Below are 9,788 nucleotides of genomic sequence, written 5' to 3' on the forward strand. Positions count from 1 at the left end.
GGTCGGCAACACTCTATCTACAAATTTAAGTATCTCATAAAAATAGATACTCTTGGGTTTATAGGTACATCCCGTCCCTAAAAAACCTAACTTAATCATACGAGGAGGTGACAATATGGAGTTTTTGTTTGACCTTGTAAAAGAGTTTGTCAAAGCGACTGTGCGCGAAGTTTCAGCGTATTTTTTGCGGAAGCAACTTCTGGATAAGGACAACAAAAAACCCACTCCGCGCCGTCACAAGCAAAAGGGTGGGTTCCGCAAAAAGAAATAGCTTATAATAACCACCACCCTAAGCGGTAGCAGTTAGGGAAGAGATGTGAGCGCATCTCTTCTTTTTATTATATGCCATTTTATTTGATGTCATACTTATATAGTATTCTACGGAAAATATATCATATTCCTATTTTGTGGTCAATTTGATTGAATGATTGAAAAGGTGTAGTCTTATTCCTTTTCAAACTGAAAAATATCCCGATTAATGAGTTGGTGGAGGTACCTATCCATTTCAGCAGCAGAAACGCTTTTTTTATTTTTAAACCACCATGTGCTTAATGAGGTGATTGCCCCTGAATAAAACTCAATGATTAAATCATTTGGCATCGTATGGTTTTTGCAAAGTTGATTTAATGCTTCTATTTCTTGTTTTCTCGTTTCGTGACTTAAATAATGTGTACGGGTAATAAATTGTTCATCAGACATTTGCGTTTCTAATATTTTACCGAGTTCTTCATGATGTAGGAATTGTTCCATTACTTGAAATGGTTTACTTAATCGATCTGAAACCGGTATTTCAGCAATCATCTTGCCGTATCGTTTAAATCCAAATGTTAATAAAGCATCTTTATCTTCAAAGTGTTTATAAAAGGTTGTTCGGTGTACCATAGCGCGGTCACATATTTGGTTAATCGTAATCGTACTATATTTCTGTTTTGATTGCGTCATTAATTCAAATAAGGAATCCCACAGTAATTTATGTGTACGTCTAATACGTAAATCAAGTTGTTTTTCGTTATCATTCATCTACAATTCTCCTTTTTTGTAGATTAAATATACAGTGGTTGAAAATTGATTCTCCCTTTTTAATCTACATATGTATATTATATTACATGTGTTTAGGTATATTTAAAGTTTTTTAAGTAAGAAATAGGAGGAGAATCTGTAAATGAATATGACAACTAAGAGCCCTACAAGTGGCAAAGTTGATACTTCTAATTTGAAACATACCCCCATTTTAATTGCGTTACTTTTAGGAGCAATGGTTGCATTATTAAATGAAACATTACTTGGTAATGCGTTAACAGTATTAATGAAAGAATTTGACGTAACAGCTTCAACGATTCAATGGCTTTCTACAGCTTACATGTTGGTGGTTGGGGTTTTAGTCCCAATTACAGCGTTACTTCAGCAATGGCTCACAACGAGACAAATGTTTTTGATCGCTATGGTAACGTTTTTAGCTGGTACATTAATTGCGGGATTTGCACGAACATTTTCTGTTTTATTAATCGGCCGTATCGTCCAAGCTATAGCGACAGGGTTAATTTCACCGTTATTAATGAATACGATTTTAATTATTTGTCCGCCTGAAAAACGTGGTGCGACAATGGGATTAATCGCACTTGTGATGATGGCAGCTCCGGCAATTGGTCCTACATTATCTGGAGTAATTGTGGATTCATTAAATTGGCGCTGGTTATTCTATATTGTTATTCCTATCGTGATTATTTCCATTATGATTGGGATGAAGTACATTCAAAATGTTTCAGAGTTAACAAGGCCAAAAGTAGATTACCCATCAATCCTTTTATCGACATTAGGATTTGGCGGATTTGTGTATAGCTTTAGTGCATCAGGTGATTTAGGATGGTCCGATGCGAAAGTATATGGTGCTTTAATTGTTGGGCTTATCTCATTATGTATTTTTGTCGTTCGACAATTAAAAATTGAGAATCCAATTTTAGAATTACGCGCATTTAAAGTTCCGATGTTTACATTATCAGTCGGATTAATTGTCATTGTGATGATGTCGTTATTTTCAACGATGACTTTATTACCGATGTTCCTGCAAACAGTTTTACTCATTACAGCTTTTAAGTCAGGGATCATCATGCTTCCGGGAAGTGTTATTAGCGCTATAATGGGACCAATTGCAGGTAAACTATTTGATAAATTTAGTCCGAAAGTTATTATCGTTCCCGGCATTGTGTTAGTAGGGATTGCAATGTTCTTATTTAAAGGCATTACTCCTGATACATCAATGTTACAAATTATTATTATGCATAGCGTATTAATGGTTGGACTTATGTTTGTCATGACAGCACAAACATACGGTTTAAATCAATTAACACCAGATTTATATCCGCATGGAACAGCACTGTTTAATACGTTGCAACAAGTAGCTGGTGCAATTGGTACAGCTATCTTTATTTCGAAAATGTCTTCAGGAACAACTAAGTATATGGAAAGCTCCGCAAATCCACTGGATCCGGTAGAGAAGTTAAACGGTTTAACTTCAGGATTCCAAGGTGCATTTGCACTTGGGTTAGTCTTTATCATTGTTGCATTTATCGTATCGTTATTCTTAAAAGAAGAGAAAGAAGGAGTAAAGGAAGCGAGAGTTTTACAGAACGAACATTAAGGTTTATATAAAAAAGACATCTTTCCCTAGCAAAGATGTCTTTTTCATATTTTTTTCGTAACACTTGTTTTGGTTGGCTTCATACATAAGAATTGGTATGTACAATATTTATCCTTTTTGAGAATAACGATGCAAAGCTGTGCTAATAACTAAAAGTCCAATAATGAGAGAGTGTGTTCTTATAATAAGTTCTGCCGCTAATATTTCACCAGATGATTTAGTGACATCGTATATAGATTCTGTTATGAGAATAGGCATAGTCATGATTATGAAGTTATTATATTTGCATTAAACGATTTGCACGTTTTTTATAGTAAAAATTAGAGACTCTTCAATAAAAAGGAATTAAATATGGTATTCTTTAGTTAAGATATTTAAACGAAGACAGGGGAAATGAAGATGGACAAGAAGCTAACGTATTGGCTAGCATCTATTATAGGGGGAGTAGTACTTGCAACTGGTATGACTTATGGAATGTTACAGTTTGCTGAAGTCCCGCTTAAGAGTGAGGACCATGTTTTTGCAGAGGTTAATAAAGAAGACATACTATCGAATGAAGCAGAAGTGAAAGGTTCAAATGCACAACTTCACATTACAGTAACTTCTACTGAAGAAGAAGTTATTTCAGCTATGCATAGCATGACTCATCAAAAAGTAAAAGCGTGTGAAGGAAAGGGAGCAACCCCTATGTCCAAAAAGAATGCAGAGAAAGTAAGAAATATTCTAAACGGAAACAATTTCAAGAACAAAGAAGAGCTATTAGCAATTACTGAAAGATGGGCAAATAGAGATTTTAGTAAAATTTTAGAAGAACATAACTATTTTATTAAACTTCAAGGTGGCAAGATAGGTGAAGCTACAGTAATGGATACGGTAGACGAGCAAGTATTCTGTCTCAATACTTTCGGTGATGATGTAACGGCTGCATTAGTTAAATCAGGAGATCTTCAAGCGCTGTAAGGTGTTTTTTCTTTAATATAAAGAAAGCCTCAAGTATTCATATACTTGAGGCTTTTCTAATGGAAAGATAGGAATGATCCGAATTCCTTACATTAAGAACAAAGTGGAATTACTCCTAAACCAATTAATAAAGCTGCAGCAACTGCTGGAATTGGTACAGGAATTTGAATACCTTCTACAAACAAGAAATACTGACCACTCACTATTTTAAAACAAACTACTTGCATGGCTATTCCTCCCTTCTTTTAGAATTAATACATTATATTAATTAATCTATTTATTGGTATAGTTAAATTATTCATTTTTAAAAATATAGTTAATATGTGAATAGTTTTCGAAAGGACCTGCTCAATCAATGCGGAAAAACATAAGATAAAACGAATCCATTAAAATGCATGAGTGAACCTTAGTTTTCCCCTCTTATCTAAAGGAGGAACTATTATGGGTTATGGTGGTAGTTGTGGCGGTTGTGGCTTCTCGGGAGGCTTTGCTTTATTAGTCGTGTTATTCATTTTATTAATCATCGTTGGAGCTTCTTGCTTCTGCTAAAAACTATTGGAAAAGACACTCATATGGAGTGTCTTTTCTTTCGTGCAAAATAATTCCTGATAATATCCAACTGTATATAGTATACGGTATATTTTTTCCTCATTAGATATATATAAATGTAACAATTACATTAAAACCAAGAGATACAAGAACTTTCTTATTTGAGGATGTTCAAAGTATTACTGTCTCAAATGCTACTACAGCTAACGCTTTACGGATTCCATTATTTATCCAACAAACAACATATATTTGTTGTGATAAATCAAATTCATATTACTGTGAGAATAGTGATTATGGTTATTAGTGGTTATTAAAGAGGGCCTTGGCTCTTTTTTTATTTTCTTTCGACATAATATGACAATATACGAATTAATAGTTTGGTATTATTATCTAGAAATCTTACATTTATCTACAAATTATTATTGTATTTTTAATTTTTTGAATGTAAAATATTTCAATGTAAATACATACCATTTAGGGGGATAAAGAAATTTATGAAAAAATTATTAGCTTCAGCAACAGCGGTAACACTATTAACAGTGGGGTACAGTTCTTCTGCATTTGCAGCTAAGAGTCCTAATGATACAAAAAACTGTGGCCATTTTAAAAGTCAACAAGATGCTCAAGCATTCTGGGATCAAAATGGATATGGTGTTGGAAATGATCCGCACCGTTTAGATAATGATAAAGACGGCATTCCATGTGAAGATTATAAATATCCAAAGAGCACAAATACTACAACAGAAAATAAAGAAACTACTAAACCTCAAGAACAACCTAAACAAGAAAATACTAAACAGGAAAACACTAAACAAGAACCTGTTAAACAAGAAAACACTAAGCAAGAGAATTCAAAACAAAACAACCAAACAACAAATAATAAACAAGAACAAACTAAGCCTCAAACAACTGCAAAAGAAACAAAGAAAAATACTAATACAGTTGTGAAAAAAGAAACGAAAAAACAAGGTGAAAAATTACCTAATACAGCATCAAACGGTGTTACAATGATGTTAGCAAGCTTAGGATTAGCATTAGCTGGAGCTGTATTAATGTTCCGTCGTAAAAAGACAAACGCATAAAATAGTTCCTTAAAACGGCAGGAGAAATCCTGTCGTTTTCAAATGGAGTGATAAGAGTGAATAAAAAACAATGGATAGGCTTATGTTTAACTGTTATTGGACTTACTATCTTTTCCTATTATTTTCTAGAATGGTATAGTGCTAGACAATCAGCAGAGTCGTTGACAACTAACGAGGCTAAACAATATGAGACCTCCACACCTTCTAAAGAAAATGAAAAGCAAAACATCAATCAAACAGAGACAGAGATAGAGACTGACACTTCATTACAAGAAGAACCTGTACAAATTCCTGCTTCAAAGGTAAACCATCAGTTAGGAGATAAAGTAGCATATTTAATTATCCCTAAAATACAAAAGAAATACTCTATATATTGGGGAGCTGATGATAAAGTACTAAAAAAGGGTGTAGGTATGTTTGTTAGTGACTTAACTACTACACCATCTGGAAATGGCCATACAGTTTTAAGTGGACATAGAGATACAGTTTTTACCGAGCTTGGTCAATTAAAGGAAAATGACCAACTTATCGTGGAATATGAAAATAAAACATATACATATGAAATTAACAAGCATTGGATAACAGATTCAGAAGATCGAACGGTTATTGTAGAAAAAAGTGAGCCGACATTAACATTAACAACTTGTTATCCTTTTGACTATATAGGAGACGCTCCAGATCGGTACATAATTGAAGCATCTCTACTTTCCATTCATTGATGAGGATGGAAAGTCCAATACACATTAGTAAAATTAAAGTGGTTATCGAGTCGGAGAAAGGCACCTTAGAGTGTCTTTTTTTATGTAAATAAGCTGCTCATACGGACAGCTTATTATGGTTTTTGACTTAGCGTGATTTTTTCGGAATGCTGGCGGCACCCCATCGCTATCAACCTAACAGAACAGGTTGCTCCCAAAAGTTTTTTATACAAAATAACATCAAAAAATACGTCTTGAACAAGCGTTAAAAAAGAAAGCTGAAGGGCAAGTATACCCTTTTGGAATCTTTTTAAGAGAAAATGATAAAATGAAGATAATATTAGGGAATTATGGGGATGATTACGTTGCTTACTTTAATAAAATTTGTAGTTAGTTATGCTGCAAGTCTATTTGCTTTTATTTTTGGATGGTTCTTAATTTCATATATTTTTAATCCTAGCTTTATTCACCCGGACGTTTTACAGGGATTCATAAAAACTATCGTCACTTATGGTAGTATACCAGCTCTTATAGCTTGTTTACTTGGGGAAGTCTTATATAGGAAAATTAAACGATGTCGAGAGTTTCAATTTGGAATTCCTTTATTTATAGGACTAGCAGTTATCTATACACTTATACCATTTCTTTTTCTTTTTAATTTTTCTTTTTCATATTTCTTTGACTTCGTTGCACCTGTTATTATGGGTTCCTTAGCGTTTTATTTAGTACGTAGAAAAATATAATTTTCGTTTTGATCCATTATAATAGCTATCTCTAAATCACTAGTTTCAAAAAGCCTTCACGCAATAATGATTGCATGAAGGCTTTTGATGTTTTCTTATTTTTTTGTCTCGTTAACCCATGTAATAATGTCCTGGATGACGTATTCGGGAACGTTAGCAGGGATTTCGTATTCACTAGGAAGACTTAATTCCCCGTCACCCTCCGTGAAGAAATGATTCAATTTCGGATATTTTTTGAACTGAACATTCCCGCGGTTTGAAAGTCCTTTCTGCCATTTTGTATATTCGTTTTTTACTGTTACTTGATAATCGCGTGCTCCTTGCAGAATGAGTAAAGGCTCTTTTCGTGATTTTGCCTCTTCAACTGGACGCCACCTAGAAACATCATACATAAAATGAGGTGACCCAAAATTGTAGCCAGCTGGAGGATGGTCAGGATTGAAAGTAGGATCCTGAATAAAAGCAGCTTGTCTTTTTAGTTCATCGATTTCTTCCTTTGACGCCCCAAGGTATTCATACTGATCAATGGCAATTTCAGTCAAAGGGCGTGCAGGTGGTGCGAGTAAGATGCTTCCTCGGACAAGTGAGGAAGGCGCTTTGCTCAGTATACGCGGCATTGTGCCAGCTCCTAGGCTATGTCCAAGAATGAAAATATTATTTGGATCAATGCCTTCCTGCTGCGCTGCTGATTTTGCTGCATATATGGCATCATCTGTAGTATCACGGTCTAACGTAATGGGTTCTGCACTCATCTTTAATGCATGTTCTAAGGTGCGTTTTTCATAGCGCAACACTGCAATTCCGTTGGATGAAAGTCCCACCGCAATGTCTCGTAAGATTTTTGTTCCCATATATGTGCTATCGCGATCATGGATGCCAGCACCATGAACAAGAACAACTAAGGGCAGCTTTTCACCACGCTTATGTTTCGGAACTGTTAATGTCGCTGGTAACGGATAGGTAGAATTTCCAATGACGATTTCACGTTCTTGATAGGAGTTAGGTTGATCATAGCTAGGATGGGGGATGGTAAAAGATTCCTCGGGTGGCCTTTCTCCAATTTCATCTACTTTCCCGCCAGGTGTGAATTTAAGGAGTAGTGGTATGGTAGTTCCTTCGGTAGCTGCTGGAATTTCTACCGTCTGATGGACCAAGTTTCGTTCTTTTATCACAGGGGTTCCCATGCTTTTTATCCCGCTCCAGCCACTTTGTGTCCACCAGTTTTGTAATGTGGTTGCTGTAAACTTGGATTGAAAAGCAGTAGACGTCAACTGTAGTGCCTCTGCATATTTACCTTGCTGGAGATATTCAAAAAATAATGATGTAAGCTCCGTTAAAGAGACTAGTTTCTTTTCAGCAGATTGTTCCTCGTGTGTATCTGCGTGAATAGTTGTGGTAAGCGTGAAAGATAAAACGCCTAAAGAAAAGAGTAGGGGAAAGGTAAGTATTGATCTTTGTATTTTCTTTTTTTTATTCATGTTTTAACCTCCAATATGTGATGGTAAAAAACAGGTATGGTAATTAGAATTCTGGTGCGAAAACTTCAAAATATTTGCAAGCAATCTCTAAAACTTAGACATACTCATATTATTATTCTAAAAAAACGTAGCTTTCTTCTCTTGTCACATGTATATTAATCCCAGAAATAATCTTTCTTCCTTCACTTTATATTTTGATTATACGAAGCAAAGCTCTCGTTTTTCTTACTTGATACTTACAAATTCCTTAAGTAGGGGATATTTTAAAAATGGATTTGTGGCGGTACTCCTATGTTAAGAGATAGTTTAAGGACCGAGGATTATATTGTTTTTATAAAGAGTTGATGTTATGTTTGTTTTGTAACATATGGTGTTTTATGCATGTAGGAGGATTTATTGAAGAAATTATTAATATTGTTTTTATTAGCTACATTTTGTCTACAGATTACAGGATGTTCTAATAATATGGGTACACTAAGGGAGAAGTCTAAAACTTCAACAACTGTGAAGTCTAAACGCATCAATAAAGGGTGGTACAAACATATGTAATAGTTTGTATCACCCTTTGTTGATGTTAGAAGTCATAAAGAAAAGGTTGATAGTTAGATATTTTTCATAAAGAAAAGACACCCTAAGGTGCCTTCCTTCGACTTGAACCATCTTAATTTTAATAATATATTGGACTCCCATCCAACTATTATTTTACCATGTTAAGTTGTTTTATTCATTGAGAAATATAGTGTTAACCTATATTTAAAAGAATTATATCGATTTGAACCAACTATTAATTAGGGGGATGCTGACATGCTCAGTCAATATTATACTATCCCCAGAACGGAAATTATGAGCAATATGTATATGAGTCACATATCAAAAAAAAGCCACTCTCAAGAGTGCCTCTCCTTAGCAGCCGAATCCGCCGCCCCAACAGCTAGCGCCAACGATGATTAATAAGATGAAGAGCACAACAAGTAAGGCAAATCCGCCGCCGAAACCACAGCCTCCACCACAACTACCTCCATAGCCCATATTAACTCCTCCTTCCATAAAGACCATTTATTAATGGATTTAATTTAATTTATGTTTTTAAGGGTGAATGGAGCAGGTCCTTAAAAAAATAAAAGGATTTTGGAAGTTAAAAAGAGTTGACGATCTTATTTTTGTCACCGGAATTTTGTCTTCTACATATTGTATTTTATTCTGTGTATTGGGGGAAGGAGGATCTTATGGCTAATTCTGAGATGATTTTACGTTTACTTACGGATTTAAAGATTGAACAACAATTGTTGAAAGAACAGTTAGAGAAAATGCAAACAACTGTGACTATTCTTGAAGAAAAATCAGTGACGCTTAAAGAAAAAACAGCGACTCTTAAAGAAAAAACAATGACTCCTGAAGAAAAACCATCTGTTACAAAGCAAAGAGCTTTTTCTGGACGCCCAACATCTTTTCGTGATTGGAGAGCAGCTAGTCAAAAAAATTAGGGAATGTTATGTGAAATGATAAAAAAAGTACAGTCTGCTGTAGAAAATGGTATTATCCCCTATAGGTAGACAGTAAAAAAGAGTCCATCTGATATGATGGACTCAATACTGTTTTATCTGGAGGGGATTTTTTTATGGCAAGAAAAGGACAATCAT

At 34.7% G+C, this 9,788-nt stretch carries 14 protein-coding genes and 1 pseudogene; 10 read left to right on the forward strand and 5 right to left on the reverse strand.

The annotated features are described in order from the left end of the window. The first annotated feature begins 115 nt into the window (after positions 1-115). Positions 116-271: a hypothetical protein gene (locus MR168_RS30480; RefSeq protein WP_000394753.1), complete on the forward strand. Its 156-nt coding sequence runs from the start codon at positions 116-118 to the stop codon at positions 269-271. Positions 272-444: 173 nt separating this feature from the next. Here MR168_RS30480 and MR168_RS30485 read toward each other — a convergent pair whose 3' ends face one another. Next, entirely contained in the window at positions 445-1,020 is a 576-nt protein-coding gene (locus MR168_RS30485; RefSeq protein ID WP_086412364.1) for a TetR/AcrR family transcriptional regulator, read from the reverse strand. Positions 1,021-1,162: 142 nt separating this feature from the next. Between MR168_RS30485 and MR168_RS30490 the strand changes: the two genes are divergently transcribed. Beyond that, complete coding sequence (locus tag MR168_RS30490) at positions 1,163-2,638, forward strand: MDR family MFS transporter (protein ID WP_086412365.1); 1,476 nt, start codon at positions 1,163-1,165, stop codon at positions 2,636-2,638. A 108-nt stretch (positions 2,639-2,746) separates the two neighbouring features. Here MR168_RS30490 and MR168_RS30495 read toward each other — a convergent pair whose 3' ends face one another. After that, on the reverse strand, positions 2,747-2,902 hold the full coding sequence (locus MR168_RS30495; RefSeq protein ID WP_236093392.1) for a hypothetical protein: 156 nt from the start codon (positions 2,900-2,902) through the stop codon (positions 2,747-2,749). 135 nt (positions 2,903-3,037) lie between these two features. On the opposite strand from MR168_RS30495, the gene MR168_RS30500 reads away from it, so the two are divergent. Continuing rightward, positions 3,038-3,598 carry a PRK06770 family protein gene (locus MR168_RS30500; protein ID WP_048558532.1) on the forward strand — a complete coding sequence of 187 codons (561 nt, stop codon included), beginning with the start codon at positions 3,038-3,040 and terminating at the stop codon, positions 3,596-3,598. Between the two features lie 92 nt (positions 3,599-3,690). On the opposite strand, the gene MR168_RS33505 is transcribed toward MR168_RS30500, so the two are convergent. Further along, positions 3,691-3,825 (reverse strand): hypothetical protein, encoded by a 135-nt coding sequence (locus tag MR168_RS33505; RefSeq protein WP_001198456.1) that lies wholly within the window; start codon positions 3,823-3,825, stop codon positions 3,691-3,693. Positions 3,826-4,039: 214 nt separating this feature from the next. Here MR168_RS33505 and MR168_RS30505 point away from each other — a divergent pair, with 214 nt between their 5' ends. The 5 genes and pseudogenes from MR168_RS30505 (at position 4,040) to MR168_RS30525 (ending at position 6,670) form a co-directional block, all read left to right on the forward strand. Beyond that, a complete protein-coding gene (locus MR168_RS30505) occupies positions 4,040-4,147 on the forward strand; it encodes a YjcZ family sporulation protein (RefSeq protein WP_000540375.1) in 108 nt (35 codons plus the stop codon). A 494-nt stretch (positions 4,148-4,641) separates the two neighbouring features. Then, positions 4,642-5,229: an excalibur calcium-binding domain-containing protein gene (locus MR168_RS30510; protein ID WP_000734535.1), complete on the forward strand. Its 588-nt coding sequence runs from the start codon at positions 4,642-4,644 to the stop codon at positions 5,227-5,229. 56 nt (positions 5,230-5,285) lie between these two features. Then, the gene (locus tag MR168_RS30515; RefSeq protein WP_006917978.1) at positions 5,286-5,948 is read left to right on the forward strand and encodes a class D sortase; all 663 of its coding nucleotides are present in this window, start codon (positions 5,286-5,288) and stop codon (positions 5,946-5,948) included. Positions 5,949-6,135: 187 nt separating this feature from the next. Further along, positions 6,136-6,258 (forward strand): annotated as a pseudogene (locus MR168_RS30520) (GNAT family N-acetyltransferase); the annotation flags it as partial. Positions 6,259-6,277: 19 nt separating this feature from the next. Next, entirely contained in the window at positions 6,278-6,670 is a 393-nt protein-coding gene (locus MR168_RS30525) for a hypothetical protein (protein ID WP_236093393.1), read from the forward strand. 95 nt (positions 6,671-6,765) lie between these two features. Here the strand turns inward: MR168_RS30525 and MR168_RS30530 are convergent, their stop codons facing one another. Next, positions 6,766-8,148: an alpha/beta hydrolase gene (locus MR168_RS30530; protein ID WP_086412367.1), complete on the reverse strand. Its 1,383-nt coding sequence runs from the start codon at positions 8,146-8,148 to the stop codon at positions 6,766-6,768. Between the two features lie 396 nt (positions 8,149-8,544). On the opposite strand from MR168_RS30530, the gene MR168_RS30535 reads away from it, so the two are divergent. Further along, positions 8,545-8,697 carry a hypothetical protein gene (locus MR168_RS30535; RefSeq protein ID WP_000734755.1) on the forward strand — a complete coding sequence of 51 codons (153 nt, stop codon included), beginning with the start codon at positions 8,545-8,547 and terminating at the stop codon, positions 8,695-8,697. Between the two features lie 354 nt (positions 8,698-9,051). On the opposite strand, the gene MR168_RS30540 is transcribed toward MR168_RS30535, so the two are convergent. Beyond that, positions 9,052-9,177 carry a YjcZ family sporulation protein gene (locus MR168_RS30540; protein ID WP_000540377.1) on the reverse strand — a complete coding sequence of 42 codons (126 nt, stop codon included), beginning with the start codon at positions 9,175-9,177 and terminating at the stop codon, positions 9,052-9,054. A 197-nt stretch (positions 9,178-9,374) separates the two neighbouring features. Here MR168_RS30540 and MR168_RS30545 point away from each other — a divergent pair, with 197 nt between their 5' ends. Next, positions 9,375-9,632 carry a hypothetical protein gene (locus tag MR168_RS30545; protein WP_140159232.1) on the forward strand — a complete coding sequence of 86 codons (258 nt, stop codon included), beginning with the start codon at positions 9,375-9,377 and terminating at the stop codon, positions 9,630-9,632. Positions 9,633-9,788: the final 156 nt, after the last annotated feature.

Source organism: Bacillus cereus group sp. BfR-BA-01356, assembly GCF_022663635.1.
Taxonomy (GTDB): Bacteria; Bacillota; Bacilli; order Bacillales; family Bacillaceae_G; genus Bacillus_A; species Bacillus_A cereus.

Excerpts from the sequence above, each read along its gene's own strand:
- MR168_RS30480 (WP_000394753.1), top strand. The coding sequence starts at position 116 with ATGGAGTTTTTGTTTGACCTTGTAAAAGAGTTTGTCAAAGCGACTGTG.
- MR168_RS30485 (WP_086412364.1), bottom strand. The coding sequence starts at position 1,020 with ATGAATGATAACGAAAAACAACTTGATTTACGTATTAGACGTACACAT.
- MR168_RS30490 (WP_086412365.1), top strand. The coding sequence starts at position 1,163 with ATGAATATGACAACTAAGAGCCCTACAAGTGGCAAAGTTGATACTTCT.
- MR168_RS30495 (WP_236093392.1), bottom strand. The coding sequence starts at position 2,902 with ATGACTATGCCTATTCTCATAACAGAATCTATATACGATGTCACTAAA.
- MR168_RS30500 (WP_048558532.1), top strand. The coding sequence starts at position 3,038 with ATGGACAAGAAGCTAACGTATTGGCTAGCATCTATTATAGGGGGAGTA.
- MR168_RS33505 (WP_001198456.1), bottom strand. The coding sequence starts at position 3,825 with ATGCAAGTAGTTTGTTTTAAAATAGTGAGTGGTCAGTATTTCTTGTTT.
- MR168_RS30505 (WP_000540375.1), top strand. The coding sequence starts at position 4,040 with ATGGGTTATGGTGGTAGTTGTGGCGGTTGTGGCTTCTCGGGAGGCTTT.
- MR168_RS30510 (WP_000734535.1), top strand. The coding sequence starts at position 4,642 with ATGAAAAAATTATTAGCTTCAGCAACAGCGGTAACACTATTAACAGTG.
- MR168_RS30525 (WP_236093393.1), top strand. The coding sequence starts at position 6,278 with ATGGGGATGATTACGTTGCTTACTTTAATAAAATTTGTAGTTAGTTAT.
- MR168_RS30530 (WP_086412367.1), bottom strand. The coding sequence starts at position 8,148 with ATGAATAAAAAAAAGAAAATACAAAGATCAATACTTACCTTTCCCCTA.
- MR168_RS30540 (WP_000540377.1), bottom strand. The coding sequence starts at position 9,177 with ATGGGCTATGGAGGTAGTTGTGGTGGAGGCTGTGGTTTCGGCGGCGGA.
- MR168_RS30545 (WP_140159232.1), top strand. The coding sequence starts at position 9,375 with ATGGCTAATTCTGAGATGATTTTACGTTTACTTACGGATTTAAAGATT.